Here is a 25,492-nt window from a genome sequence, read left to right on the forward strand (position 1 = left end):
CGTCGGCGAACATCGACAGCTGGTCGACCATGGTGTTGAGGGTGTCCTTGAGTTGGAGGATCTCCCCCTGGGCGTCGGCGGTGATCTTCTTGGACAGGTCGCCCTGGGCCACCGCCGTGGACACCGCGGCGATCGCGCGGACCTGGGTGGTCAGGTTGCCCGCCATCACGTTGACGTTGTCGGTGAGGTCCTTCCAGACGCCGGAGACACCGCGCACCTGCGCCTGGCCGCCGAGCTGGCCCTCGGTGCCGACCTCGCGGGCGACGCGGGTGACCTCCTCGGCGAACGCCAGCAGCTGGTCGACCATGGTGTTGACGGTGTTCTTCAGCTCGAACATCTCGCCGACCGCGTCGACGGTGACCTTGCGGCTCAGGTCGCCCCGTGCGACTCCGGTGGTCACCGCCGCGATGTCGCGGACCTGCGCCGAGACGCGGCTGGACATGGTGTTGACGGCATCGGTGAGGTCGCGCCAGCTTCCCGCCATCCCGCGCACCTGAGCCTGGCCGCCGAGCTGGCCCTCGGTGCCGACCTCGCGGGCGACCCGGGTGACCTCGGAGGTGAACAGTGACAGCTGGTCGACCATGCCGTTGATCGCCTTGCCGAGGCGGCGCACCTCGCCCCTGGCAGCGCGGTCGAGGTCGATCCGGCGGGACAGATCGCCCTTGGCCACCGCGTCGATCACGTCCGCGGCTCCGCTGACCGGGCCGACGAGCGCGTCGATCAGCGAGTTGACCGAATCGACGCTCTCGGCCCACGAGCCCACTCCGGGGCCGGGGCTGAGACGCTCGGCGAAGCGGCCTTCCTTCACCACTTCACGGCGGACCCTGTGCAGCTCGTTGGCCAGGTGCTCGCGGCGGTCGGCCACCTCGTTGAGCAGCAGCCGGATCTCGCTGAGGATTCCCGGCGGGGCGTGTGGCACCCGGCGGCGGAAATCGCCGTTGCGCCAGGTGATGAGCGTCTGCAGGATCGGTCGTAGATCCGATTCGCTGTAACGTCGCTCCTCGACGTCGGGCACGGTGTTGACCGTGGTCATATGACCTCCTTGACTCCCGGGGGCGCAGCCGTGAGTCACCCCAGTCTGTCACGGTGCGCAATGTGTAGTCCCACCTTCGATTCACCCCATGTCAATGAGAAGTGTGGTAGTCACGGAATAGTGACCAGTGCTCCTCGTGCCGTTCTGGCAGCGACCTTCACCCCGGGACACACAGCTGTCCCCGCCGTCAGGCGGTTCACCGTGGAGGTGATGACCGCCTGGGCCGCCGTCTCCGTGCTGTCGGCCGCCGAGCGGCTGGCGGCCGAGCTTGCCTCGCAGGTGGGAGACGCCCCCTTCGAGGTCGTCTGGAACCATCTGGGCGACGGGCTGCAGATCGAGGTGCGCCAGCAATGGGCACCCGAGCCGGGCCCCCGCGCCCCGTCCGTACCGGTGGAGGAGTGGGGTGTCACCTTCGCCGGTCAGCAGCGCACGCACTGGGCCAGGCTCCGGCTGCCCGGTTCCTCCGGGCGGCCGTCCTCGGAGTGGACCGCCGAGGAGCCCAGCCGCGGGCCGATCTGGATGGGTTTTCTCGCCGACGCCAGCGATCTGCTGGCGGGCACCCTCGATCCTGACATGGTGCCCGCGATCATCTCGCAGATCGTGGTGCCGAGGCTGGCCACCTGGTGTGCCGTCTACACATGGAGCAACGGCGGCGGCCCGCAGCGCCCAGCCTACCTCTGGCACACCGATGAGCGGCGCATCGACGAACTCCGGGAGGAACTCGCCGCCGTCCAGATCCCGCAGGCCGGTGGTTCCATGCAGCTCGCCGACTCGCAGGTGCTGGTCATCCCGCTTCTCGCGCGCGGGCGCACGCTGGGTGCGATGTGTCTTGGACGCCCCGACCGGTTCACCGAGGACGTGCTCCAGTACGCCGAGGACATCGGCCGCCGCGCCGCCCTCGCCCTGGACAACGCCCTGCTGTACGCCACTCAGGCGGCGGCCAACCGGGCACTCCAACGCAGCCTGCTCCCTCCCGACGAGCCCGGCGAGATCCCCGGCCTCGACCCCGCGGTGGTCTACGAGCCCGCGGGGGAGACCAACGAGGTCGGCGGCGACTTCTACGACCTGTTCGCGGCCGGCGAGAAGTCCTGGCGGTTCGCGGTGGGTGACGTCTGCGGGACCGGTCCCGAGGCCGCCGCGGTCACCGGCCTGGCCCGCCACACCCTGCGCCTGCTCGCCCGGGAGGGGTACGGTGTGGCCGCCGTCCTCGACCGCCTCAACCAGGCCATCCTTGAGGAGGGCGACCGCGCCCGGTTCCTGACGCTGCTGCACGGGGAGATCACACCCGGACCGAGCGGTCTGAACGTGTCGATGGTCTCCGCCGGCCATCCAGAGGCGCTGCGGTTGCGACCCAGCGGCGTCGTGGAGACGGTGGTGACCTCCCAGTCGCTGCTCGGGGTCTTCCCCGAGGCGACCTTCAAGGCGGAGGTCGTCCACCTCGACCCCGGTGACGTGCTCCTCGCGGTGACCGACGGGGTCACCGAGCGCCGCAGGGACGGGCGGCTGCTCGACGACGACGCGGGTCTGGCCAAGCTGCTCGCCGAGTGCGTGGGCCTGTCGGCGCGGGCGGTCGCCGAGCGGATCCGCCGCGCCGTGCAGGACTTCGCCCCCGAGCCGAGCGCCGACGACATGGCGATCGTGGTCCTGCGAGCACGCTGACCGAGCACGCCGGCCGAGCACGCCGACGGGGGCGGGCCGCGATCCACGGGCGGATCCGCCGCCTCGCGCCGGGCAGGGGCTAGATGTCGGTCTTCACGTGTCTGCGGGCGAAGTCCAGCTGCGCCGACATCTGCGCGATGCGCTCGGAGACGACCAGTGAGCCGTGGCCCGCGTCGTAGCGGTAGACCTCGTGCTCATGGCCACGCCCGGCGAGCCTGGCCACGTACGCCTCGATCTGCCCGATCGGGCAGCGCGGATCGTTCTCTCCGGCGAGGATCAGCAGCGGTGCCTCGACCTGGTCGACGTAGGTGATCGGAGAGCTGCCCGCGTATCGCTCGGGCTGTTCCCCCGGTGAGCCGCCGAGCAGCGCGCGGTGGTAGGCGCGCAGCGCCTCCGCCTCCTCCGCGTAGGCGGCCGAGTGGTCGGCGATCGGCACCGTGGCGATGCCCGCCGCCCACATCTTGGGCTGGGTGCCCAGGCCGAGCAGCGTGAGGTAGCCACCCCAGGAGGCGCCGGAGAGCACCAGCCGGTCGGGGTCGCAGACGCCGCGGTCGACCAGGGTGTCCCTGACGGCGGTCACGTCGGCCAGCTCGATGTGCCCGACGTCGCCGCTGAGGGCGTTCCGCCAGTTCGAGCCGTACCCGGTGGAGCCCCGGTAGTTGACCCTCACCACCGCGAAACCCAGGTCCACCCAGGCGGCCACCTGCGGCACGAAGGAGTCGTCGTCCTGCGAGGTGGGTCCGCCGTGCAGCAGGAAGACGGTGGGGAAGGGGCCGGAGCCGCGTTCGGGGCGCGAGACCAGGGCGTGGATACGGCCGCCTGGCCCCTCCACGTCCACGTCCTCGACCGGGACCGACGGTGGTGAGGTGGGGCCGCCGTGGCTCATCACCATGTGGCCGTTGGTCGACCGGATCAGCGGTGGGTGCGCCCCGCTGGACCAGGCGTACTCGACGGAGCCGTCGGGGCGGGGCGCGGCGGCGTCGATCACGCCGTGCTGGGTCTCGATCGGGAAGAAGCCGCCCCCGGGAAGGTCGTAGCGGCTCAGGTGGGTGCGGCCGCGATGACCCCGCACGACGAGCAGCGAACGGCCGTCGCCGTACCAGTCGGCGGTGATCTCCCCCGGGTCGCGCAGCCAGATCTCCCGCTGGTCGCCGGTCTCGGGATCCCAGACCAGGGGTTCGCGGCGGCCCCTGCGCTCGTGCAGGGTGAGCAGCCTGCGATCCCCGGACAGCGGTGCGAAGCGCAGGCCGGAAACCGCCTTGCCGGGACCGTCGTACAGGTCGCCGACGACCTGGCCGTGGCGCCGGAGCACGCGCAGCGCGGGGTGCCGGGCGTCGCCGTGCTCACTGTGGCTGATCGCGATCAGCGAGCCGTCCAGGGAGACGGCGGAGACGGCGGCGGCCTCGGCGTGCTCGTAGATCGTCCGAGCGGGCTCGCCCGGCCTGACGAGGTGGATGGTGAAGCCGCGGTCGGGCCTGGCCATGCCGATGACCGCCTCACCGGTCGCCGAGAGCGCGAGGCCGCAGGGGAAACCGGGGTCGAGGTCGATCGGCTCGTCGGGGCCGCCGTAGAAGGGCTGGCGCATCCACCGGCCCCACTCGTCGCCGTCGGTGTCGTCGAACCACCAGATCCACTGCCCGGTGGGGTCGAGTGCGCCGTGTGAGGTGCCCTTGGGACGTGAGGTCACCTGGCGGGTCGAGCCGCCCGCGCGGTCCCAGGCGTAGACCTCCCACGCCCCTGAGGCGTTACTGCGGTAGACGGACCGGCTGGGAGCCTGGACCGCCCACACAGGCAGCGTCGCGCGCGGCGCGCGGAACCTGGCCTGCCAGCGTTCCTCCGCCTTCATAGGGCGCTTCCCTCCGTCAAGGCGTCAGCTTCACGCGTTCAGTCGCGGGCTCGCCGGATTGCGGTCCAGTATGTCGTCTTCACCGGGTAATTGCTTGAGTAATGTCCGGGAATTTCGGACTAAATGTCACATCAGTAACAGGTGTCCCGAAGGTGGCTGTCAAGCACACGGCTTGCTTAGGGGCGGCGCTTAAAGATAGACATACGGAAAGAAGCCTCCACGGGGCTCATTTCACGAAGTCCTTGGATCTTTCTCCGGATAACTTCCGCATCCATGTGCCAGGCACTGGGCCCCATTCCCACGACCGCCTCGACCGCGTCGTGCCCCAGGGTCATCTCGAACTCATGGATGCTCCGGTCGGCCTCGACGAAGTGTTCGCTCAGGCTCTCCGCCATCCGTCGCTCCTTCGATTCGTCCACCGACAGAAGTCCCAGCCGCTCCACCAGTGGTACGAGGTGCCGCGAGGTGGGTGTGACGACGACAAGCTCACCGTCACCCCTGAGCACTCGGGCAAACTCTGCCCCGTTTCTTGGGGCAAACACATTCAGAAGCACATCTATGGTGCCATCTCTCAGCGGCAGTGGTCTCCAGACGTCGGCCACCACCGCCCCCAGCCGGGGGTGCGCCCGCGCGGCCCGCCTGATCGCGTGCTTGGAGATGTCCAACGCCACTCCGACGGCCCCCGGCAACTCGTCGAGCACCCGCGCCAGGTAGTGGCCCGTCCCGGCTCCGGCGTCCGCCACCGCCTTCGCGCCGGTAGGGCAGGCGCCGGCGATCGCTTCGGCAAGGGGGGCGTAGTGCCCGGCGCCGAGGAAGCTGTCCCTGGCCGCCACCATGGCCGCGCTGTCGGCCGTCCCGGGCACCCGCGACCCGGTCAGCAGGCTGACGTATCCCTGCCTGGCCACGTCGAAGCCGTGCCCCAGGGCACATCCGAGGACCCGGCCGTGAAGGGCCAGAGCGCCTCCGCAGACCGGGCAGGCGAGGTGTTCGACGACATCGTCCAGCATCGCTCCATCATCTCGCGTTCCGCCACGGCTGAATTGTCATGAAATGTTCCTATGATGCGAACAGTGTCCTCCCATGGTGAGGGCGGGAACCCCTCAATCGAACAGGAGAGCGCATGCTGCACCGGCCGATAACGGTCGCCGGGGTCGAGGTGTTCCCGCTGTGTGACGCGGTGGGGCCGATGGGCGACTCGATCCGGCGCCCGATGCGGGAGATGTTCCCCGGTGGCTGCCACGGCGAGCCGGACGAGTGGATCCTGCACTTCCACTGCTACCTGCTGCGCGACGCGGCGGGCCGTACGGTGCTCGTCGACACGGGCATCGGCCCCAGCGACTCGCCCGCGTCGAGCTGGGCGCCGGTGCCCGGCGCGCTGGGCGCGGAGCTGGCCCGGGTGGGGACGGCCCCCGAGGAGGTGGAGGCCGTGGTCATCACGCACCTGCACAGCGACCACGCGAGCGGGGCGGTGGTCGCGGGGGCACCGGCCTTCCCCAACGCCCGGTACGTCCTGCAGCGCGCGGAGCTCGACGCGGCGGCCGAGACGGTCCTGGACCACGTCGTCCGGCCGCTGGGCGAGCGGGTGCAGGCCGTGGACGGCGGTGCGGAGGTGCTGCCGGGCATCCGGGTGCTGCTCGCGCCGGGGCACACCCCCGGCCACCAGGTCGTCCAGGTCGGTGATCTGCTGCTGACCGGCGACGTGGTGCTGCATCCGGTGCAACTGGAGAACCCGCGGGTGACCTACCTCTACGACGACGACCCGGAACTGGCCGCGGCCACCCGGGTGGAGCTGCTCGACCGGGTCAGGGCGGAGCGGGGAATGATCGGCACCGCCCACTTCGCCGAGCCCTTCACCCGGATCGTCTGACGGGAGACCCCGGCCCTACGCGCTCGCCTGGGCGGCGGAGAGCAGGCGGCGCGCCTTGCCCCGGTAGCGGATGACCTGGACGGCACCCAGGGCCCAGATCGGATACTGCGTGGCGAACGCCCATCGGAAGGCCTCCGGGCCGCTCCCGCCCACCAGGTCGAGGGTGACGCCGATCAACACGATCACCGACACGGACGCGACGAAGCCGCCGCCGTTCACAATGCCGGTGGCCACGCCGATCCGGGTGGCCGGGTTGAAGGTCCTGGCGTAGTCGAAGCCGATCATCGACCCAGGGCCGTTGGCCGCCAGCACCACCACGAGCGCCACCAGCAGCCAGAGCGGCGCCCGCCCCGGCCAGAGCAGTACGGCGGTCCACGCCCCGGCGGTGGTGCCGATCACGACGAGCACCATCCGGGAGCGGTGGAAGGGGAACCGCCCGGCGAGGTAGCCGAGCAGCGGCCCGCACACCATGCCGCACAGGGTCAGCGTGGACAGCAGCACACCCGCCGTCGAGGGGGACAGCCCCTGCCCCTGGACCAGGAAGGGATATCCCCACAGCGTCAGGAAGGCCGCGGCCGAGCACTGGGTGGCCGCATGGGTCCACATGCCCAGCCGGGTGCCGGGCTCGGCCCAGGCGGCCTTCAGGCCAGGCGGCTCCCCGGCCCGCTCGGGGCGGGCATCGCTCACCACCGTGACCAGCAGTAACGCGGAGACCACACCCAGTACGGCGGCGCCCATGAAGGTCGGCGTCCAGCCGTAGGTGTGCAGGGAGTGGATGAGGGGCACCGCGGAGGCGATCGCGCCGAGCTGGCCGATCAGGCCGGTGAGCTGGACCATCAGCGGGTTGCGGCGGGCAGGGAAGGAGAGGCCGACCAGCCTGATCACGCTGATGAACGTCATCGCGTCCCCGCACCCGATCAACGTCCGCCCGGCGACCCCCGGCAGCAGGCCTTCGGCCAGGGCGAAGACGAGTTCGCCGCAGGCCATCACCACGGCCCCCAGGACCAGCATGCGCTTGGAACCGAGCCGGTCGACCAGCATCCCGACGGGTACCTGCATGCCCGCGTAGACCAGGAGCTGGCACATGGCCAGCACCGAGAGGCCCGTCGCGCCGACGTCGAGCCTCGCCGCCGCCTCGATGCCCGCCACGCCCAGTGACTGCCGGTGGAAGACGGCGATGACGTAGGCCAGTACACCCACGGCCCAGACGAGAATCGCAGTGGACCGTGGTGTCATACGGCAAATATTACTTTTTAGAAATTTTACGGATTCGACTGGGTCGCCGAGCGACGGCGGCGGCCGCGCGGGCCGCCGGGATCAGCGGCGTGGGTAGCGGATGAGCAGGCTGGCGTGAACGTCCTGGTCGCCGAGGGCGACGTAGATGTGCGGAACATCCGACCGCCAGGAGATGTGCTCGCCGGGACCGGCCCGCAGGGGGGCGCCGGTAGGTCCCGCGCTGAGCGTGCCGGCGAAGACGGTCAGGTACTCGGTGACGCCCCTGTGGTGGGCGGGCGAGATCTGTGGCGCCCCCGCGCGGATCACCAGCCGGTAGAGCTCGTACGTGACCGCCTCGTCCTCGAAGACCTGGAGGAGCGTCCCCTCCGTGGCGGTTCCACGCATGACGGGGACCGTGCTTTCCGGGTCTTCCGACGGCGAGGTGCCGATGGCCATGGTCAGGGGGACGCCGAGCTCGGCGGTGATCGCCCAGAGGGTTTCCAGCGTGGGGTTGCGGGTGCCGTTCTCCAGGCCGGAGAGCGTGGCCTTGCCGACGCCCGCGCCACGGGCGAGGGCGGACAGGGAGATACCGCGCTCTTCACGCAGCCGGCGGATACGCCGGCCGATGTCGGCCGTGCCACCGTCCACGGCGGGGCGGTGGCGTTGTGCTTCGGAGTCCATGGGGCTATCGTGCAGCACCGGATCTGTTCCGTTTACGGAACGATCGGCACCCCCTCAGGTGAGGACCAACAGATGACACGCCTGCTTCAACCCGTGCTGGCCGGGGTGGTGACCGCGGTGGTCGGTTTCGCCAGCTCCTTCGCCGTGGTCCTGGCCGGGCTCAGAGCCGTGGGCGCCGACCAGCGACAGGCGGCGTCAGGGCTGCTCGCGCTCTGCGTGGCCAGCGGCGTGGTGGCCGTCTGGCTGGGGGTGTGGCGGCGCATTCCGATCGTCGTCGCCTGGTCCACGCCCGGGGCGGCACTCCTGGTCGCGACCGGCACCGTGGAGGGTGGGTTTCCCGTCGCGGTCGGCGCGTTCGCGGTCTCTGGACTCCTCCTCACCGCGGCCGGGCTCTTTCCCGCCCTGGGCCGATGGGTCGCCTCCATCCCCACCTCGATCGCCGGTGCCATGCTCGCCGGGGTCCTGCTCGACCTGTGCGTGGCGCCGGTCAGGGCACTCGCCGAGGTGCCGCTGATGGCCGCCCCCGTCGTTCTCACCTGGGTGCTGCTGAGCAGGTTCGCCCGAAGATGGGCGACCCCGGTGGCCCTCCTCGTCGCCGTCACGGCGATCGTCCTGACCGGGCCGGGGCTGGGAGCGGTGGACGTGCGGCCGGTGGTGGAGGTGACCGTCCCGTCCTGGAACGCCCAGGCGCTGGTCAGCATCGCGCTCCCGCTGTTCCTGGTCACCATGGCCTCGCAGAACGTGCCGGGCATGGCGGTCCTCGCCGGGTACGGCTACCGCCCCCCGCTGCGGGGGGTCCTCGTCTCCACCGGTCTGGCGAGCACGCTGGGCGCTCCGCTGGGCGGCCACGCGGTGAACCTGGCGGCGATCAGCGCCGCCCTGGCCGCCGGGCCCGACGGCGACCCCGACCCGGCCCGCCGGTGGATCGCCTCGGTCAGCGCGGGCGCCTCGATGATCGTCCTCGGGATCGGCTCGGGGCCGGCCACGGCGCTCGTTCTGCTCTCCCCGTCGTCGCTCATCGAGGCCGTCGCCGGTCTCGCCCTGCTCGGCGCGTTCGCCTCGGCCGTCGCCTCCGCGGTCGCCGACCCCGAGGGCCGGGAGGCCGCGGTCGTCACCTTCGTGGTCACCGCCTCGGGACTGACGCTCCTGGGGGTCGGCGCCGCCTTCTGGGGGCTGGTGGCCGGCGGGCTCATGACGCTGCTGCACCGCCGCGGGAGATCCCCCCGAACCCCGCCGGTCATGGCGAACGCCGACGGTGGCGGTCCGGGCATGCCTCAGCCGGGGCGGCCCGCGGGCCGCCCCGGCTGAGGGGAGATGTGACTAGCGGTGGTCCGAGCGCCCGTGGCGACCGGCCACGAGCTGGTCGGTGGAGGGCTGGCGGGGCACCTCGACCCGGGGGTGGGGCGCGGTGTCCTCGGCGCGGTCGTCGACGCCGTCACGGTCACGGTCGACCACGGGAGCCGCAGGAGCCGTGGGAGTCGGGGGAGTCTTGGAGGTGGCGGGGGTCGCTTCGAGCTTGCGCTCCAGTTCCCGCTTCTCCTCCTCCAGGCGGGTGACACGGTCCCGAGCCTCCGCGCGCGAGGCACGGAGCCTGCGCCGGTGCGCGGACGAGCGCCGCATCCCGGCGAACATGATTCCCAGGCCGAGCAGGAGAACCGCTCCGGTGGCCACACCCGCGAAGAAGAGCTCCAGCTGGGTGAGCTGGATCACGCGGTCGAACATGGTGAACGTCGCGGTGGTGGTCGATGCTGCGGTCTCGTCCCAGGAGACCGCGATCACGGTCGCACCCGCGAGTACGATCAAGAGAAGTCCCAGCACTATCATGTGACCTCACCTCAGGCTTCGGCTGTTGTGGTAGACACTGCTGCCCCGGGCGGGCGGGATTATTCCTTCGAATCCCCGCAGTCGCCGGGGAACGCCACGGCGTCGTCGCCACCGGTGCGATCCGACTCACCCGGCCGGGACACGGGGTCTGAAGATGTGGATCCGACGGGGATTCCAGGTCCGTCACCGCAGGTCTAGGGTGGGCGCCCATGGACCGTACCCGCCTGTATCGCAACGGGGTTCTGGAAGCCGAGGGTTTCCCCATCGACGACGTCTCCGAGCACGTGGGGGACACATCGGCCGTCGTCTGGTTCGACCTCTGCTCGCCCACGCAGGCGGACCTGGCGAAGATCAGCGAGGAGTTGGGCCTCCACCCCCTTGCCGTCGAGGACGCGATCCACAGCCAGCAGCGCCCCAAGCTCGACACCTACGACAGCCACCTGTTCATCACCGTCTACGCGACGAGGCTCGCCGAGAAGGGGCTCGACTTCATCGAGATCTCGATCTTCATGACCAGGAACGCCCTGGTCACCGTGAGGGAGAGCCCCGACTTCGACATCGACGAGGTGATCAGGCGCTGGGACACCAACGCCGACATGGCCAAGTTCGGGGCACCGTATCTGCTGCACGCCCTGCTCGACCACATCGTGGACGGCTACTTCGAGGTCCTCCAGGTGGTGGACGACCGGGTCGAGGAACTGGAGGACGACCTCTTCCAGAACAACTCCCGGGACATGCAGCACGTCCAGCGCCGGACCTTCGACATGCACAAGAAGCTGGTGCGCTTCCGGCGGCTGGCGGTGCCGACGCGCGAGGTCGTGGGCAGCCTGCTGCGCAGGGGCGAGGACGTCATGGACCGTGGGCTGACCCCGTACTACCAGGACGTCTACGACCACACGCTGCGCACCGCGGAGTGGAGCGAGTCGCTGCGGGATCTGGTGAGCAACGTCCGCGAGGCCCATGTGAACCAGCAGGGATTCCGGCTCAACGACATCATGAAGAAGATCACAAGCTGGGCGGCCATCATCGCGGTGCCCACGATGATCACCGGCTTCTACGGGCAGAACGTGCCCTACCCCGGCTTCGGGCAGCCGGTCGGGTTCTGGGTGTCCACGGCTCTGATCGTGGTGGGCACCATCCTGCTCTACCGGGCGTTCCAGAAGCGTAACTGGCTCTGACCCGGCCGGACCCCGGGCCCACGCCGGGTTTTTGGCCGGCCGTAACCTGGCTTCGGAGAGGGGGACCGGCCGCCGGAGACCGCACTGTGCCCCTTCCAGGCTGTGCCCGCAACCGTGGAGGACCCGTGACGCGCATCCTCGTCGTCGATGACGAGCCCCAACTCCTGCGGGCGCTGAGGATCAACCTGGCCGCCCGCCGGTACGAGGTGGCCGTGGCCGCCGACGGCGCCGCCGCCCTGCGCCAGGCCGCGGACTGGCACCCCGACCTGGTGGTGCTCGACCTCGGCCTGCCCGACATGGACGGGGTGGACGTCATCCACGGGTTGCGCGGCTGGACCGCCGTCCCGATCATCGTGCTGTCCGGCAGGGCCGAGGGCCATGACAAGGTGGAGGCCCTGGATGCGGGCGCGGACGACTACGTCACCAAGCCGTTCGGCGTCGACGAACTGCTGGCCCGGATCCGCGCCGTGTCGCGCCGCATCTCGGTTTCCGAGGAGGAGCCGGCCCGGTGCGTGATCGGTGAACACGAGGTGGATCTGGCGGGCAGGACCGTCTCGGGTGGCGTGCGGCTGACCCCCACCGAGTGGCGCCTGCTGGAGATACTGGTCCGCAACCCCGGCAAGCTCATCACCCAGCGTCGCCTGCTGAACGACGTCTGGGGCTCCTCCTACCACAAGGAGACCAACTACCTGCGGCAGTACATGGCCCAGATGCGCAAGAAACTGGAGCGCGATCCCGCACACCCGGTCCATCTGCTCACCGAGCCCGGCATGGGTTACCGCTTCCAGCCCTGACCGGTCGGGTCTCAGCCCGCGGACACCCCCGTGTCAACCAACCGATTTCCGGGAATCGGTCAAGAATGGGCCGGTAGATCCTTCTGGAGGCATGGGTGGGCACGCGGGGGGTGGTCGCCGTGGTGCTGGGTGCCGCGATGCTCTTCTCACTGTCGACGCACGGCGACACGCGTGCGAGGGCCGCGCCGGCGAGGGTCGTGCCGCTGGACAACCCGGACGGTCTGCGACCCGGGCTGGCGCCCGTCAGGTCGGCCGGAGACCGGGGCGCCGCGGTCAGGTTGATCAACAGGCTCCGGGTCGGGCAGATGGGGTCGAAGGCCGGCTACAGCCGGGCCAGGTTCGGTGCGAACTGGGCCGACACCGCCAGTGGCGTGCCGTACGCGCGCAACGGCTGCCGTACCCGCGACGACCTGCTGGCCCGCGACGGCGAGGAGGTGCGCTACCGTCGCGGATCCGGCTGCGTGGTGGTCTCCATGAGGCTGCGTGATCCCTACACCGGCCGGATCGTGCACTGGAGCAAGAAGCGCTCCGACGAGGTCCAGGTCGACCACGTGGTCCCGCTCTCCTACGAGTGGCGGATGGGAGCCTCCCGCTGGTCAAGGTCCAAGCGGATGCGCATCGCCAACGACCCGCTCAACCTCCTCCCGGTGTACGGCGACGCCAACGAGGCCAAGGGCGGATCGGGGCCGGCCTCCTGGCTTCCCCCCAGGCGCGGGGTTCGCTGCGCCTACGTGGTCCGCTTCACCCAGGTGGCCCTGAAGTACCACCTGCCGGTCACCCGCGCGGACAAGAGGGTCATGCTCGCCCAGTGCCGGTAGCCACGGCCCTGTCCTGCGGATCTTTTGCCTACTGCGGCCGGTCACCGCAGCACGCTGCGGCTCCCTCCTCCGCCTTGCGAGACACCATCCGACCGATCCTCGCCACGGCAAGATCCACAGGACAGGGCCTAGCTGGACTCTCTGATCACGAGCTGGGTCGGGAGGATCACCGGGGCGGCGTCCTCGCCTCGCAGCAGGCCGAGCAGCAGGCGGGCGGAGGCGGCGGCCTGCTCGCCCATCGGGCTGCGCACCGTGGTGAGCGGGGGGTCGGTGTAGAGGGCCGCCTCGATGTCGTCGAACCCCACCACCGCCACGTCGTCGGGCACCCGCCGGCCCGCGCGGCGTAGCGCCCGCATGGCGCCGATCGCCATCAGGTCGTTGGCGGCGAACACCGCGTCCAGCGCGGGGTCGTCCTCCAGCAGCTGCGCCATGGCCTCGGCTCCGGAGATCCGGGTGAAGTCGCCGATGGCCACGATCGAGCGCCGCCCGGTCTCGCTCAGCACCTCGCGGTAGGCGCTCAACCGGTCCTGGGCCGCGGACATGTCCAACGGCCCGCTGATGGTGGCGATCCTGCGCCGCCCCCGTTCCAGCAGGTGCCGGACCGCCTGGGCGGCACCGCCGACGTTGTCGTTGTCGACCCAGGGCGCGCCCTCCCAGAACGCGGGCCTGCCGTGTGAGACGAGTGGGACGCCCGTCGTGGCGAGCGCCGCCGGCAGCGGGTCGGCGCCGTGCATCGACACGAGCATGACCGCGTCCACGTGGCGGGCGGCCACGAACTGCCTGGCTCGCAGGCGGGCGTCATCCGAGCCCGCGAGCATGAGCACCACCTGCTTGCCCGCCGCCTCGAACTCGCGGCTGGCCGCGCGCACCACCGTGGAGAACATCGGGTCGTCGGAGACGAGCCCGGTCGGCGGGTCGGAGACGATCACCGCGATGGAGTCGGTACGCCGGGTCACCAGGCTGCGTGCCGCCGGGTTGGGGACGTAGCCCAGCTCGTTCACCGCCCGCATGACCAGATCGCGGATGTCCGAGGCGACGGTCGGCTCGCCGTTCACCACCCTGGAGACCGTCGACTTGGACACGCCGGCCCGGGTGGCGACAGCCTCCAGGGTGGGTCGTCTCATCTGCTTCTCCCACAGGTCCGTACCGCCGACTGGCCGGTGGTGCCGGAACGTGCGGTGCCACCTCCAAGAAGCCTAATCGAGGATCATGAAGAGAGCGCTCCCTCACAAAGGGTGATCAGAGACGGGATTTCTGTCAATGGCGCGAACGGAATCGAATTCCTCTCCTCGGCGACCCGTGGAGGAATCCGAGAAAACGCTCCCAAAAAAAGATCTTCTTAATCCCAGTTCACAGCGTCCTGTAACGGTGCAAACGGTTTTGCGGGAGCGCTCCCTGAAGTGTGTGGTCGATTGTCAGATCATGTGCAGCCCGTTTCCTGCTGGTTAAACGGGTACTTGACAGGCTCTGTCGGACGAGAGCACTCTCTGCTTGAGAGAGCGCTCCCCGACCCATACCGGTACGCACCCCCCACCCCGAGGAGACGCCATGCCCTCGCTTCGAAGTCCCGGCCGCCGTGTGCTCCTGATGATCGCCGCAGCCGTCACCCTCGTCACATCCTGTCTCGCCGTCATGCCCGCCTCCGCCGCCGACACCCTGCTGTCCCAGGGCAGGACGGTGACCGCCTCGTCCGCGGAGAACGTGGCCTTCCCCGCGTCGGCGGCCGTCGACGGCGACGCGGGCACCCGCTGGTCCAGCGCGTTCGCCGATCCGCAGTGGATCTCCGTCGACCTCGGCGCCACCGCGACCATCACGCAGGTGTCATTGAAGTGGGAGACCGCCTACGGCAGGGCCTTCGAGATCCAGACCTCCCCCAACGGCACCACCTGGACACCGATCCACTCCACGACCACCGGCACCGGCGGCGACCAGACGCTGGCGGTCACCGGATCCGGCCGTTACGTGCGGATGTACGGCACCCAGCGATCCACCCAGTACGGCTACTCGCTGTGGGAGTTCCAGGTCTACGGCACCATCGGTTCGACCGGCCCGGATCCCGACCCGGGCGCGCTCAAGCTGCTGTCCTACGGCAGGCCGGGGGCGGCCTCCAGCTCCCAGCACGACGGGAACTGCTGGGAGTGCACCCCCGCCAGGGCGTTCGACCGCGACCCGGCCTCCCGCTGGGCGACCAGTTCCACCACCGGCTGGGTCGACCCGGCCTGGATCTCCGTCGACCTCGGCGCGACCGCGCAGATCAAGAAGGTCGTGCTGCAGTGGGATCCGGCCTACGCCAAGGCGTTCGAGATCCAGGTCTCCGCGAACGGGACCACCTGGACGCCGATCTACTCCACCACGACCGGCACCGGCTTCAAGCAGACGCTGAACGTCGACGGGACCGGCCGTCACGTGCGGATGTACGGCACCCAGCGGGGCACCCCGTACGGCTACTCGCTGTGGGAGTTCCAGGTCTGGGGCACCGGCGGCGCCCCCGTCACCCCGCCGCCGCTCCCGTCCGACCCGGCCAACCCGCCCAGGCTCGTCTGGAGTGACGAGTTCAACGGCGCGGCGGGGACCAGGCCCGACGCGGCCAAGTGGACCCAGGACCCGGGAACCGGCCCGAACAACGAGCTGGAGTACTACAACCCCGACAACACCGCCATGGACGGCAACGGCAACCTCGCCATCACGGCACGGCAGGAGGCGACCCCCGGGTCGGCGTGCCCGGGCGGGACCTGCCGGTACACCTCGGGCCGGATCAACACCGGCGGCAGGTTCACCTTCACCTACGGCCGGGTCGAGGCCCGCGTCAAGGTGCCCAAGGGCAACGGCCTGTGGCCGGCGTTCTGGATGATGGGCGCCGACTTCCTCACCGGCAGACCGTGGCCGTACAACGGCGAGATCGACATCCTGGAAGTCCTCGGCAAGGACGTCAAGACCGCCTACTCGACGGTCCACGCACCCGCCTACAACGGCGGCGGCGGTGTCGGCAGCCCGTACACGCTGCCGACAGGCGCGGACTTCTCCGACGACTTCCACGTCTGGGCGGCCAACTGGGACAGCAAGGGCATCGTCTACACCCTGGACGGCCGGACCGTCTTCACCATCAGCAAGGACCAGGTCGAGGCGACCCGGGGCCCGTGGATCTTCGACCACCCCTTCTACATCATCCTCAACCTCGCGGTCGGCGGCGACTGGCCAGGACCGCCGGACGTGAGCACGGGGTTCCCCAAGCAGATGCTCGTCGACTACGTACGCGTCTACCAGTAACTCCACCGCACCCCGGTACGGCTCGATGAGCCGTGCCGGGGGACCTCCCAAAGGAGTCACCCGTGCACCCGGCACTCTCCCCGGCCGGCCTCCGACGCCGGCTACGCCTGGCCCCCGGCCGAGATGGAGCGCCGCCTGCGCGACTGCATCCGCCCGATCATCAAGTGCGGCGCGGACGGCACGCCGTCCTGACACCTGACACCGGTGGCGGGACCCGGACACCGGGCCCCGCCACCGATGGCCGATCGGACCGGCGACGCGGGTGCCCCATCGTGCCTACTAGCCCGTGGCCTCGGCCGTCTGCGTCTCCTCGGCGAGGGTGCCGCACTTGAAACCCTCCTCCCGCTCCGGTTCGAGCTGGATGGATTCGAGGATGGTCTTGTCCATGGAGCGCCGGACGGTCTCCAGCTTGTCGCAGTCGTAGAGGACGTACGCGCCGTTGCTCTCGCCGAGCAGCATCATCCACCGGCTCTCGTAGAGCGGCTTGTCGTTCTCGGCGCTCCGGAGAACGGCCCACTGGTCCTGGAAGCCGACGTAGGTGATGAACTCGTTGCCCTTCCCGGTCTCCTGCACCTCAACCGCCCCGTTGACCATCTGCAGGATCAGCAGGAACCCCAGGCCAAGGCCGGTGAGGGCGCCGACGAGCACCTTCATCCCGGCACGGCCGACGGGCTTGCGGCGTAGCAGCCGGAACGGCACCAGGAAGGCCAGTACGCCCAGCACCACGGCCACGACGACCTTGACGGCGAGGTTGGTGTCGCCGACGACGTCGAGCAGGCCCCAGTAGGTCGCGCCGCACCACAGCGCGGCGATCATGGCGATCAGCCAGGGCCGCCGCCGTACGGCGTTCACAAGTTTGCCGGCCGCGCCGAAGGTCACCTTGTTGGCCAGCCAGCCCACCCCGACGACGACGCCGAGCACCGGCAGGGCGACCAGCAGAAGCAGGATCAGGGTGCCCATCAGTCGGCCGAGCAGGACTGACTGGTCGATCCCCGCCTGCTCCGGGGTGACCTGGAACACCGAGTACATCGACTGCACGCCGAGGTAGAGCACGGCGTAGAGTGCGACGCCGATCGGGACGATGATCGAGCCGATGCGCTCGATCATCTCCAGGACGCTGCCGCTTTTCTCATCTTCTGATGAATCTGCCGGATCTGCCGTAGCTACCGGATGAGTATCTTGTGAAATGGGGGGAATATGCGGGGTTTGCCCGGAAATATCCTGGGTTGTCATGAAAAGTGATCATAAGCCATGACGATTGACATGACTCTGCTAAAAGACAAGTGCGTCATCCTCTCAGTCATCCCTGCGGAAGCCTCAAGAATCGGCGCCGCTCCGGCCCCCCGTGGCTCCTCATGCGTCGTCATGTCCGACGGTCAGGAGGTTCGTACCAACACCCGTGATGTCCACCTGATCTGTGAAAAGTAACTATAAGTTTTTGCTGCGCAACTTAAAGTGATGGCACTAGCCTGCCTACCGGCGAGAGATCGACGAAGGTGGGGACATGCTGGCGGAAGGCGGAGTGGCCGTGGTCACCGGTGCGGCGCAGGGCATCGGCGAGGCGGTGGCGCGAGCCCTGACCGTGGCGGGCACGCGGGTCGCCGCGCTCGACGTGAACGCCGAGCGGATCGAGCGGGTCGCCGCCGGGCTCGGCACCGCGGTCGGCTATCCCTGCCAGGTCACCGACAGCGCCGCCGTCGACGACGTCGTCGCCAGGGTCGAGGCCGACCTCGGCCCGATCGAGTTGCTCGTCAACGTGGCCGGGGTGCTCTGCTCGGGACCGGCCGTCGCCCTCAGCGACGACGAGTGGGCCCGGACCTTCGCCGTCAACACCGGCGGGGTCTTCCACCTGTCCCGGGCGGTCGCCCGCCGGATGATCCCCCGTAGATCCGGGGCGATCGTCACCGTGGGCTCCAACGCCGCGGGCGTGCCGCGGATGAACATGTCGGCCTACGCGGCCTCCAAGGCGGCGGCCACGCAGTTCACCAAGTGTCTCGGCCTGGAGTTGGCGCCGTACGGCATCCGCTGCAATGTGGTGTCGCCCGGTTCCACCGACACCCCCATGCAGCGCGCCCTGTGGACCGGCGGCCACGACGCGCGGGCGGCCATCGACGGATCGCCGGCCACCTTCCGGGTGGGCATCCCCCTCGGCCGCCTGGCCGACCCCGAGGACATCGCGAACGCGGTCCTCTTCCTGGCCTCCGACCGCGCCAGGCACATCACCATGCAGGACCTGTACGTCGACGGGGGCGCCACGCTCCGGTAGCGGAACGGTCCCCTCCCGGCGCCGGCCGCCTGCCGGCGCCGATCCCTCCTATTCCTGGATCCCCTCCTGACAGGAGAGCTTTTCCCCATGTCGCCGAACGACGCCCTCACCATGTCCCGAATGCCGGACCTCCTGGAGGACTACGAACCCGGCACCTTCTTCTTCACCTCGCCGACCCGGACCCTGCTCGCCAGGGGGGTGTGCCAGGAGGTCCCCGATTCGGGGGCGACGAGCCTGCGAGACCGCGTCGCCTCCGCCCTGCGGGACGCCAAGCGCTTGGGCCACCCCAACCCCGTGGTGGTGGGTGCGATCCCCTTCCGCGACGACCGCCCGCCACGCCTGCTGGTGCCCGCCGCCGTCTGCTGGACGAGCCCACCGGCCGGTCCACCCGCCGGTCCCGAGCAGGTCACGGGCACGTTCACCGGATTCGGCCCGGTCCCCGACCCCGGTGACTACCTGCGCGGTGTGGAGAAGGCACTGGCCAAGCTGACCGCCGGAGAGCTCAAGAAGATCGTGCTGGCCCGTGCCCTGGACGTCACCCTGGGCGCCCCCGTCGATGTCGGGCGGGTGCTGCGCAACCTCGTCCGGCGCGACCCGCAGGCCTACGGTTACGCGGTGGACCTGCCGTCGAGCACCGCCACGGCCCGCACGCTCCTGGGGGCCAGCCCCGAGCTGCTCGTCTCCCGTTCCGGCCGCCGGATCACCACGAACCCGCTGGCCGGCTCCGTCCCCCGTCACCCGGACCCCGTCATCGACGCGGAGAGGGCCCGCGCCCTGCTCACCTCCGACAAGGATCTCCGCGAGCACGCACTGGTGATCGAGAGCATCGTGGAGGTCCTGCGCCCGTACTGCCGGGAACTCTCGGTGCCCGCCGGGCCCTCACCGCTGTCCACCGCCTCCATGTGGCATCTGTCGACCCGGATCACCGGCGTGCTCGACGATCCCGCGGTCACGTCGCTGGAGCTGGCCACCATGCTGCACCCCACCCCCGCCGTCTGCGGCACTCCCGCGAACGCCGCGCGCCAGGCCATCGAGGAGATCGAGCCGTTCGACCGCGGCCTGTACGCCGGCCTGGTCGGGTGGGGGGACTCGGCGGGCGACGGCGAGTGGGTCGTGACCATCCGCTGTGCCGAGGTCGCCGACCAGACCCTGAGGCTGTTCGCCGGTGCGGGAATCGTCGCCGGCTCGGTGCCGGAGACCGAGCTCGCCGAGACCACCGCCAAGTTCCAGACCATGCTCCGCGCCGTCGGCCTGGACCAGGACCGCTGACCCGCCGTCCGGCCCACTGCCACAGGAAAGGAGACAGTGCCCGTGGCCCTTCCCCAGATCGCCTCCTACCCGCTGCCAAAAGAAGGCGATCTTCCCGAGAACCAGGTGACCTGGCGCCCCGATCCGCGCCGCGCCATCCTGCTGGTCCATGACATGCAGAACTACTTCCTCGCCCCCTACGCAGCCGGCGCCGCACCGCTGACCGGGCTCATCGACAACATCGGTCTGCTGCGCGAGGCCTGCGCCGGGCTGGGGGTTCCGGTCGTCTACTCGATGCAGCCCAGCGGCCAGAGCAGCCACCAGCGCGGCCTGCTCCAGGACTTCTGGGGTTCGGGCATCCCCGGCGCGCGGGAGAGCGAGATCGTCGCGAGCCTCCTCCCCGCGGCGTCCGACATCCTGCTCACCAAGTGGCGTTACAGCGCCTTCCGCAGGACCGACCTGCGTGCCCGGATGGACGCCCTGGGCCGCGACCAGATCATCGTCTGCGGTGTCTACGCCCACATCGGCTGCCTCATGACCGCCTGCGACGCCTTCATGCAGGACCTGCAGGCGTTCCTGGTGGCCGATGCCGTCGCCGACTTCTCCCGGGAACACCACACCATGGCCCTCGTCTACGCCGCCCAGCGCTGCGCGGTCACGGCCCTCACCGGTGGCCTGCTGCGCGGGTGGGACCCCGCGCGGCAGGCCACCGGGATGGCCGGTGGCGGGTAGCCGGCCGCGGGACCCCGCTCCGCGAGGCCGGGTCGCCCCCGAGGCGGGTCAGGCCGTCGCCGGAGCGGTTCGGGGTGAGGCCGCCAGGCGCCCCGATCGGTCCAGGGCGACCACGGCCGCGGCGCAGCCAAGGCCGATCAGCACCAGGGCCAGCCACGGCAGGCTCGGCAGACCCGCCCGCGCACCCAGATCCAGCGCCCACCCGGTGAGCAGGTTGCCCGCGGCGATGCCGATCCCGGCCAGGGTGCTGTAGAGCCCGTAGTAGGTACCCACCATGTGCCGGCCGCCGAAGGTGGCGATGGTCGCCATCTCGAACGGATAGATGATCATGGTGGCCAGGCTGAGCAGCGCCGCCGTCCCCAGGACGGGGAGCAGCACGAGCACCCCGGCGGCGCCGCCGGACGTGCCGGCGCTGCCCGCCCAGGGGGCGGCCAGGGCCACCGGGGTGAAGGCGAGCCCCATCAGGACCAGACCTCTGGCGATGGCCTGCGGCGGCCGCCACCGCCGGGTCGCCCACGCGGTCAGGCGGGCCTGACCGAGGATGGTCAGCACCGCGGAGACCACGAAGACGAGGGTGACCCCCAGCTCGCCACCCGTCACCCGGCGGATCTCCAGTGGCAGGCCCAGATAGACCTGGAAGTTCAGCACGTACGAGCCGATCATGGCCAGTGAGAAGAGCAGGAAGGGCCGGTTGCCGAACACCTCGCGCCAGTCGAGCAGCACGCCCCGGCTCTCCTCGGCCCGTGGGCGGTCGCCTTTCGGCAGGGCCCGCATCTGGGCGACGGTGAGCACGGCGAAGATCACGCCCGCGACCAGGCAGACGAGCCTGAAGGCCACCGCGTTGAGCAGCAGGCCGACGAGCGGCCCGATCAGGATGCCGAGCTGGTAGAAGGCGTTGAACGCGGCGAACGCCTCGACCTTCCGCGCCCCGGCCTCCTGGGCGAGGTAGGCCCGTACGGCGGGGTTGAACAGCGCACCGGCGAACCCGGTCAGGGCCGAGGCGGTCACCAGCATGGGCAGCGAGTCGGCCACGGCCAGCATCAGGAACGCGAGGGTGCGCAGCCCGCACCCTGCGACGATCATGGGTTTGTGGCCGAGCCGGTCGGCCAGGGTGCCGCCGATCAGGAACAGGCCCTGCTGGCTGAGGTTGCGGATACCCAGGATCAGGCCGACCAGTGCCGCCGGCAGCGCCAGAGTTCCCGACAGGTGACCGGCCAGGTAGGGCATCAGCATGTAGAAGCCGGTGTTGATGGTGAGCTGGTTGACCAGGAGCAGTTTCACCGGCCGGTCAAAGGAGCGGGCCAGGGCCAGGGTGCCTCTCACCGCAGGACCTCTTCGTCTCCGGAGGGTGTTTCCACGACGCTGTTTCCCGGGACGGTGGGGTCGAGCACGGTCGTACACCGGGTCCAGCGGGTCAGCTCGCGCTCGGCGGGGTGGACGATCTCGTCGGGGTCGGTCGCCGCCGGCGCGCCGAGCAGACCCCGTTCGGCGCAGTAGTCGTCGTTGAACACGGTGTCGAAGTAGCGGTGCGGGCCGTCGGGGAAGATCGCCGCTATCCGGGTGTGGCCGGGCAGCGTACGGGCCAGCCAGGAGGCCACCAGGGCCACCGCGCCGACGCTCCAACCGCCGGTGGCGTACCGCAGCGCGGCCAGGCGCCGGCAGGCCCAGACCGCTTCGGCGGGTGCGACCCAGTGGACCTCGTCGAATGCCTCGTACGCCACGTTGCGCGGGTAGATGCTGCTGCCCAGGCCGCGCATGAGCCGCGAGCGCGCGGGCTGGCCGAAGATGGTCGAGCCGATCGTGTCGACGCCGACGAGCCGGAGGTCGGGATAGAAGCGCCGTAGCGCGCGGGAGACCCCGGCGCTGTGACCGCCGGTGCCCACGCTGCACACCAGGACGTCGATCCGCCCGAGTTGGCCGGCCAGCTCCGTGGCCAGCCCCGTGTAGGCGGTGACGTTGTCGGGGTTGTTGTACTGGTCCGGGCAGTAGGCGCCCGGGTGCTCGCCGAGCAACTCCAGCACGCGTAGGCGGCGGGCATGCTGCCAGCCGCCCACCGGGTGCGGTTCGTCGACGACGACGACACGCGCTCCGTAGGCGGACAGCAGCCGGCGCATCAGCGGCTCCATGCCCGGGTCGGTCACCAGCGTCACCGGGTGGCCGCCGACGATGCCGGCCAGTGCCAGGCCCAGGCCGAAGGTCCCGCTGGTGGACTCCACGATGGGTGCCCCGGGCAGCAGCAGGCCGCGCTCGCGTGCCCGCTCGACGATGTAGAGGGCGGAGCGGTCCTTGATCCCTCCGGGGTTGTTGCCCTCCAGCTTCGCCCAGAACCCGCGCCCCTGCCCCGAGGCGATCTCCGGAACCCAGAGCACCGGGGTGTTGCCGACCACGTGCTCGGGGGCGTGGCAGGTGGCTCCGGTGATCAACTGGCTGGGCGAGGCGGTGGCGATCTGTGACGAACTTGCAGTGACCTGCGATGAACTAAGTGTATATATCATGATCCGTTTCCCCTGGATGCGATGTGATCAGCTCGCTGACGGGCGCGCGCGAACGACGGCTCATACCGCTCAGTGGGAGCGTGGAGTCGTTGGCGGCCCGAGGGACGGGCTATATCCGGGAAACGGATTTGAGAAGAAGTAACGCGACCCCGGGGGGTGGACGGACCGGTTGCGCGCGACGGCGCGCGGGCGGCGGTGAGGGTGTCGCGGCGTCCTCGGCCACCACCGGGTCACCGAGGATCGGCCCGGCCGGTATCAGGACGCGCGTGCCGGTGATCTGCGCTCCGGCTGCCGCGCCGCACAGATGGTGATCTTCATCGATGGGCGGCACCGGGCACGGCAGGTGCTCCGCCGGCGTCCCCGCGCCGATCAGGGTGAGAAGCCCGGTGGCGGCGCCGGTATCCTCGGCGGCGCTCACCACGGCGGTCGCCGTGGCCGGCGGCCACGGGCCGGGGGCGCGATGATGGCCCCGATGGACGGGGGCCACCACACACAGCGTCAGGTGCATCAACACGGCGGCACCGAGCACGACCAGCCCTAGCGCGAAGGCGACGCCTCCGTGCTGTGCGACCCGCCGCATCGATGCGATCATGACCACAAACGTACATTACCGTCTGTCGCCGCTCGACTTCGGGGGGTTACTTTATGCCCTTAAAGGCTCCTATGAGCGCTGGAAACCATGCTGGCATTGGCCGCCCCAATGTCGAGCACTCCATGCTGCGACCGGCTACGAGACCCGCGCCGTGCGTACGAACGGGAGCCGCGGTCGGTGTGAGGCCGGCACATCGGCCGGGTACATGGAGGTGCACCCGTGGCGCGGCGTGTCTAGTGCCTGAGGCCGCAGTGGCAGGGCAGGCCGACCGGTTCGGGGGGATCGGCCCAGTGCAGGGCGATGAACGGCTCGGTGCGGCAGGGATGGTGTACCCGTTCGCGGGTGATGCGGTAGCGGGCGACGCCCCCGGGCTCTTCGGGTGAGCGGCGCGGGACGGGCACGGTGAGGGTGCCGATGTCCTGGTCGATGTGGGTGAGCATGCCGTGGCAGGGGCCGCCCAGGCAGATGGCGTTACGGGGCCGGTCACCGCTCATGCCGTACCCCCTGACGGGCGGCCGGACGGGCCGGGCGGCGCTGTACGCCGTTCCGGCCCGCCGGGGTCGCGGATCGCGTCATCGCGGGTCAGGGGGCCTGGAAGCCGGCCTTGGTCAGCACGTCCCTGCCCTGCTGCGACAGCACCAGATCGACGAACCGCCTGGCCGCCTCGGGGGCCTTGGACACGGTGGCGATCGGGTAGTCGTTGATCGCCTTCTCCGCCTCGGGGAAGTCGATGCCCGAGACCTTGCCGCCGGAGGAGATGACGTCCGTCCGGTAGACCAGGGCGGCGTCGACCTCGCCGAGTGAGACCTTGGCCAGAGTGGCCTTGACGTCCTGTTCCAGGGTGACCGGCGTGACCTTCAGTCCGGCCGCGTCCAGCGCCTTGGCCGCCGCCGCGCCGCACGGCACCTGCTCGGCGCAGAGGGCGACCTTGACCTTCGGATCGGTCAGGTCACTCAGGCCGTCGACCTTGGCGGGATTGTCGGCGGGTACCGCGATCTGGAGGATGTTGCGCACGAAGGTGACCGGGGTACCGGCCGGGGAGGCGTCGGTGACGGTCTTCATCGTGGCCGGACTGGCGGCGGCGAACACGTCGGCCGGGGCGCCCTCGACGATCTGCTGGGCCAGGGTGGCGCTGGAACCGAAGTTGAACCGCACGGTCGTGCCCGGGTGCGCGGCCTCGAAGGTCTTGCCCAGCTCGGTGAACGTGCCGGTCAGCGAGGCGGCGGCGAACACCGTCAGTGTCGTGCTCCCACTGTCGGATGACGTCCCCGAGGACGCGGAGGTGGCCGGATCGCCGACACCGCAGCCGGACAGGCCCACGGCCAGTGTGAAGGCGATGGGGATCGTGGCCCACCTGGAAAGACGCCTGAACAACGAGGGCTCCTTACTGGCTCACGTGCCGACCCGGAACGTCGCCACCGACAATCACGATACCTTCGCATATTCAGGTCTCAAGAGGCAGTACCCATAGCAACCAATAAAGAAGCTGCCGTTATGCCATCGCACTTGCGGAATCAGCCAGTCGGGATCATCGCTGTGAAGATCAAGGCGGGCGAGTACAGGCCACGGCAGGTGCTGCCCTCGGAAGCACGGCTACAGCGGGAACACGGCGTGAGCCGGGACGCCGTCCGCCGGGCGATGCGGGGCCTCGGAGAGCAGGGATGGGCGGTGACCGTGCAAGGTCGCGGCAGGCCGACCGATCAACGCGGCGGTGGTCGCCTGGAAAGCAGGTTCGTCGCCCCGGTTGAATCACCATCCCACCGGAAGCCGCACGATCCAGGTTTTCCAAAAGAGACGGTCACTCAGTAACGCAGAAAGCCGTTCCTGATTTCTCAGAAACGGCTCTCCACCTCGGGACTTTGTTCAACGTCGGGGTGACAGGATTTGAACCTGCGGCCTCTTCGTCCCGAACGAAGCGCGCTACCAAGCTGCGCCACACCCCGGTCACACGCCCGGTCTTGCTCGTGCTTGGAAAAG

General features: G+C 70.1%; 24 protein-coding genes and 1 tRNA gene. 11 read left to right on the plus strand and 14 right to left on the minus strand.

What is annotated here, in order from left to right; all coding sequences use genetic code 11:
* Window positions 1-1,033 (minus strand): HAMP domain-containing protein (locus IG98_RS0138160; RefSeq protein ID WP_030924098.1); only part of this gene is annotated, 1,033 nt, incomplete at its 3' end.
* 210 nt (window positions 1,034-1,243) lie between these two features.
* Here IG98_RS0138160 and IG98_RS0138165 point away from each other — a divergent pair.
* Window positions 1,244-2,692, plus strand: coding sequence for a PP2C family protein-serine/threonine phosphatase (locus IG98_RS0138165; protein WP_084195965.1), 1,449 nt, complete (start codon window positions 1,244-1,246; stop codon window positions 2,690-2,692).
* Between the two features lie 79 nt (window positions 2,693-2,771).
* On the opposite strand, the gene IG98_RS0138170 is transcribed toward IG98_RS0138165, so the two are convergent.
* Together IG98_RS0138170 and IG98_RS0138175 are read right to left on the minus strand one after the other, a co-directional pair.
* Complete coding sequence (locus IG98_RS0138170) at window positions 2,772-4,538, minus strand: S9 family peptidase (protein WP_030924105.1); 1,767 nt, start codon at window positions 4,536-4,538, stop codon at window positions 2,772-2,774.
* 176 nt (window positions 4,539-4,714) lie between these two features.
* Window positions 4,715-5,545, minus strand: coding sequence for a putative RNA methyltransferase (locus IG98_RS0138175; RefSeq protein WP_030924108.1), 831 nt, complete (start codon window positions 5,543-5,545; stop codon window positions 4,715-4,717).
* Between the two features lie 113 nt (window positions 5,546-5,658).
* Between IG98_RS0138175 and IG98_RS0138180 the strand changes: the two genes are divergently transcribed.
* A complete protein-coding gene (locus IG98_RS0138180) occupies window positions 5,659-6,405 on the plus strand; it encodes an MBL fold metallo-hydrolase (RefSeq protein ID WP_051753474.1) in 747 nt (248 codons plus the stop codon).
* Between the two features lie 15 nt (window positions 6,406-6,420).
* On the opposite strand, the gene IG98_RS0138185 is transcribed toward IG98_RS0138180, so the two are convergent.
* Window positions 6,421-7,641 (minus strand): MFS transporter, encoded by a 1,221-nt coding sequence (locus tag IG98_RS0138185; RefSeq protein ID WP_030924113.1) that lies wholly within the window; start codon window positions 7,639-7,641, stop codon window positions 6,421-6,423.
* Window positions 7,642-7,722: 81 nt separating this feature from the next.
* A complete protein-coding gene (locus IG98_RS0138190; RefSeq protein ID WP_030924115.1) occupies window positions 7,723-8,301 on the minus strand; it encodes a helix-turn-helix domain-containing protein in 579 nt (192 codons plus the stop codon).
* 72 nt (window positions 8,302-8,373) lie between these two features.
* Here IG98_RS0138190 and IG98_RS0138195 point away from each other — a divergent pair, with 72 nt between their 5' ends.
* Complete coding sequence (locus IG98_RS0138195) at window positions 8,374-9,609, plus strand: benzoate/H(+) symporter BenE family transporter (protein ID WP_030924118.1); 1,236 nt, start codon at window positions 8,374-8,376, stop codon at window positions 9,607-9,609.
* A gap of 12 nt (window positions 9,610-9,621) precedes the next feature.
* Here the strand turns inward: IG98_RS0138195 and IG98_RS0138200 are convergent, their stop codons facing one another.
* Window positions 9,622-10,104: a hypothetical protein gene (locus IG98_RS0138200; RefSeq protein ID WP_157594766.1), complete on the minus strand. Its 483-nt coding sequence runs from the start codon at window positions 10,102-10,104 to the stop codon at window positions 9,622-9,624.
* Between the two features lie 230 nt (window positions 10,105-10,334).
* On the opposite strand from IG98_RS0138200, the gene corA reads away from it, so the two are divergent.
* From corA to IG98_RS0138215, 3 genes are all read left to right on the plus strand, one after another.
* The gene (corA, locus tag IG98_RS0138205) at window positions 10,335-11,303 is read left to right on the plus strand and encodes a magnesium/cobalt transporter CorA (RefSeq protein WP_030924124.1); all 969 of its coding nucleotides are present in this window, start codon (window positions 10,335-10,337) and stop codon (window positions 11,301-11,303) included.
* 125 nt (window positions 11,304-11,428) lie between these two features.
* Complete coding sequence (locus IG98_RS0138210; RefSeq protein WP_030924127.1) at window positions 11,429-12,097, plus strand: response regulator; 669 nt, start codon at window positions 11,429-11,431, stop codon at window positions 12,095-12,097.
* Window positions 12,098-12,192: 95 nt separating this feature from the next.
* Window positions 12,193-12,915, plus strand: coding sequence for an HNH endonuclease family protein (locus IG98_RS0138215; protein ID WP_030924129.1), 723 nt, complete (start codon window positions 12,193-12,195; stop codon window positions 12,913-12,915).
* 128 nt (window positions 12,916-13,043) lie between these two features.
* Here IG98_RS0138215 and IG98_RS0138220 read toward each other — a convergent pair whose 3' ends face one another.
* A complete protein-coding gene (locus IG98_RS0138220; protein WP_030924133.1) occupies window positions 13,044-14,039 on the minus strand; it encodes a LacI family DNA-binding transcriptional regulator in 996 nt (331 codons plus the stop codon).
* 424 nt (window positions 14,040-14,463) lie between these two features.
* Here IG98_RS0138220 and IG98_RS0138225 point away from each other — a divergent pair, with 424 nt between their 5' ends.
* Entirely contained in the window at window positions 14,464-16,182 is a 1,719-nt protein-coding gene (locus IG98_RS0138225; RefSeq protein ID WP_030924136.1) for a discoidin domain-containing protein, read from the plus strand.
* Between the two features lie 279 nt (window positions 16,183-16,461).
* Here the strand turns inward: IG98_RS0138225 and IG98_RS0138230 are convergent, their stop codons facing one another.
* Entirely contained in the window at window positions 16,462-17,289 is an 828-nt protein-coding gene (locus tag IG98_RS0138230) for a hypothetical protein (protein ID WP_051753475.1), read from the minus strand.
* A 397-nt stretch (window positions 17,290-17,686) separates the two neighbouring features.
* Here IG98_RS0138230 and IG98_RS0138235 point away from each other — a divergent pair, with 397 nt between their 5' ends.
* From IG98_RS0138235 to IG98_RS0138245, 3 genes are all read left to right on the plus strand, one after another.
* Window positions 17,687-18,448 carry a 2,3-dihydro-2,3-dihydroxybenzoate dehydrogenase gene (locus IG98_RS0138235; RefSeq protein WP_030924141.1) on the plus strand — a complete coding sequence of 254 codons (762 nt, stop codon included), beginning with the start codon at window positions 17,687-17,689 and terminating at the stop codon, window positions 18,446-18,448.
* Window positions 18,449-18,535: 87 nt separating this feature from the next.
* Complete coding sequence (dhbC, locus tag IG98_RS0138240; protein WP_030924144.1) at window positions 18,536-19,717, plus strand: isochorismate synthase DhbC; 1,182 nt, start codon at window positions 18,536-18,538, stop codon at window positions 19,715-19,717.
* A 42-nt stretch (window positions 19,718-19,759) separates the two neighbouring features.
* Window positions 19,760-20,428 (plus strand): isochorismatase family protein, encoded by a 669-nt coding sequence (locus IG98_RS0138245; protein WP_051753476.1) that lies wholly within the window; start codon window positions 19,760-19,762, stop codon window positions 20,426-20,428.
* A gap of 48 nt (window positions 20,429-20,476) precedes the next feature.
* On the opposite strand, the gene IG98_RS0138250 is transcribed toward IG98_RS0138245, so the two are convergent.
* From IG98_RS0138250 to modA, 5 genes are all read right to left on the minus strand, one after another.
* On the minus strand, window positions 20,477-21,751 hold the full coding sequence (locus IG98_RS0138250; protein ID WP_030924149.1) for an MFS transporter: 1,275 nt from the start codon (window positions 21,749-21,751) through the stop codon (window positions 20,477-20,479).
* Window positions 21,748-22,923: a PLP-dependent cysteine synthase family protein gene (locus tag IG98_RS0138255; protein WP_051753477.1), complete on the minus strand. Its 1,176-nt coding sequence runs from the start codon at window positions 22,921-22,923 to the stop codon at window positions 21,748-21,750. Before IG98_RS0138255 ends, IG98_RS0138250 begins: the two co-directional genes overlap by 4 nt.
* Before the next feature lie 109 nt (window positions 22,924-23,032).
* On the minus strand, window positions 23,033-23,515 hold the full coding sequence (locus tag IG98_RS0138260) for a hypothetical protein (RefSeq protein ID WP_157594767.1): 483 nt from the start codon (window positions 23,513-23,515) through the stop codon (window positions 23,033-23,035).
* 233 nt (window positions 23,516-23,748) lie between these two features.
* Complete coding sequence (locus tag IG98_RS0138265) at window positions 23,749-24,009, minus strand: hypothetical protein (protein ID WP_030924157.1); 261 nt, start codon at window positions 24,007-24,009, stop codon at window positions 23,749-23,751.
* A gap of 88 nt (window positions 24,010-24,097) precedes the next feature.
* Window positions 24,098-24,889: a molybdate ABC transporter substrate-binding protein gene (gene modA, locus IG98_RS0138270; RefSeq protein WP_084195966.1), complete on the minus strand. Its 792-nt coding sequence runs from the start codon at window positions 24,887-24,889 to the stop codon at window positions 24,098-24,100.
* A 120-nt stretch (window positions 24,890-25,009) separates the two neighbouring features.
* On the opposite strand from modA, the gene IG98_RS49560 reads away from it, so the two are divergent.
* The gene (locus tag IG98_RS49560; RefSeq protein WP_084195967.1) at window positions 25,010-25,324 is read left to right on the plus strand and encodes a GntR family transcriptional regulator; all 315 of its coding nucleotides are present in this window, start codon (window positions 25,010-25,012) and stop codon (window positions 25,322-25,324) included.
* Window positions 25,325-25,384: 60 nt separating this feature from the next.
* Here the strand turns inward: IG98_RS49560 and IG98_RS0138275 are convergent.
* A tRNA-Pro gene (locus IG98_RS0138275) sits at window positions 25,385-25,458 on the minus strand.
* Window positions 25,459-25,492: the final 34 nt, after the last annotated feature.

Origin of the sequence: Streptosporangium amethystogenes, assembly GCF_000721075.1 — a bacterium.
Classification (GTDB): Bacteria; Actinomycetota; Actinomycetes; order Streptosporangiales; family Streptosporangiaceae; genus Streptosporangium; species Streptosporangium amethystogenes.

What these genes read in the sequence shown, in the direction of transcription:
- IG98_RS0138165 (WP_084195965.1), top strand. Translation starts at nt 1,244, where the DNA reads ATGACCGCCTGGGCCGCCGTCTCCGTGCTGTCGGCCGCCGAGCGGCTG.
- IG98_RS0138170 (WP_030924105.1), bottom strand. Translation starts at nt 4,538, where the DNA reads ATGAAGGCGGAGGAACGCTGGCAGGCCAGGTTCCGCGCGCCGCGCGCG.
- IG98_RS0138175 (WP_030924108.1), bottom strand. Translation starts at nt 5,545, where the DNA reads ATGCTGGACGATGTCGTCGAACACCTCGCCTGCCCGGTCTGCGGAGGC.
- IG98_RS0138180 (WP_051753474.1), top strand. Translation starts at nt 5,659, where the DNA reads ATGCTGCACCGGCCGATAACGGTCGCCGGGGTCGAGGTGTTCCCGCTG.
- IG98_RS0138185 (WP_030924113.1), bottom strand. Translation starts at nt 7,641, where the DNA reads ATGACACCACGGTCCACTGCGATTCTCGTCTGGGCCGTGGGTGTACTG.
- IG98_RS0138190 (WP_030924115.1), bottom strand. Translation starts at nt 8,301, where the DNA reads ATGGACTCCGAAGCACAACGCCACCGCCCCGCCGTGGACGGTGGCACG.
- IG98_RS0138195 (WP_030924118.1), top strand. Translation starts at nt 8,374, where the DNA reads ATGACACGCCTGCTTCAACCCGTGCTGGCCGGGGTGGTGACCGCGGTG.
- corA (WP_030924124.1), top strand. Translation starts at nt 10,335, where the DNA reads ATGGACCGTACCCGCCTGTATCGCAACGGGGTTCTGGAAGCCGAGGGT.
- IG98_RS0138220 (WP_030924133.1), bottom strand. Translation starts at nt 14,039, where the DNA reads ATGAGACGACCCACCCTGGAGGCTGTCGCCACCCGGGCCGGCGTGTCC.
- IG98_RS0138225 (WP_030924136.1), top strand. Translation starts at nt 14,464, where the DNA reads ATGCCCTCGCTTCGAAGTCCCGGCCGCCGTGTGCTCCTGATGATCGCC.
- IG98_RS0138230 (WP_051753475.1), bottom strand. Translation starts at nt 17,289, where the DNA reads ATGATCGAGCGCATCGGCTCGATCATCGTCCCGATCGGCGTCGCACTC.
- IG98_RS0138235 (WP_030924141.1), top strand. Translation starts at nt 17,687, where the DNA reads ATGCTGGCGGAAGGCGGAGTGGCCGTGGTCACCGGTGCGGCGCAGGGC.
- dhbC (WP_030924144.1), top strand. Translation starts at nt 18,536, where the DNA reads ATGTCGCCGAACGACGCCCTCACCATGTCCCGAATGCCGGACCTCCTG.
- IG98_RS0138255 (WP_051753477.1), bottom strand. Translation starts at nt 22,923, where the DNA reads ATGATATATACACTTAGTTCATCGCAGGTCACTGCAAGTTCGTCACAG.
- IG98_RS0138260 (WP_157594767.1), bottom strand. Translation starts at nt 23,515, where the DNA reads ATGATCGCATCGATGCGGCGGGTCGCACAGCACGGAGGCGTCGCCTTC.
- IG98_RS0138265 (WP_030924157.1), bottom strand. Translation starts at nt 24,009, where the DNA reads ATGAGCGGTGACCGGCCCCGTAACGCCATCTGCCTGGGCGGCCCCTGC.
- IG98_RS49560 (WP_084195967.1), top strand. Translation starts at nt 25,010, where the DNA reads ATGCCATCGCACTTGCGGAATCAGCCAGTCGGGATCATCGCTGTGAAG.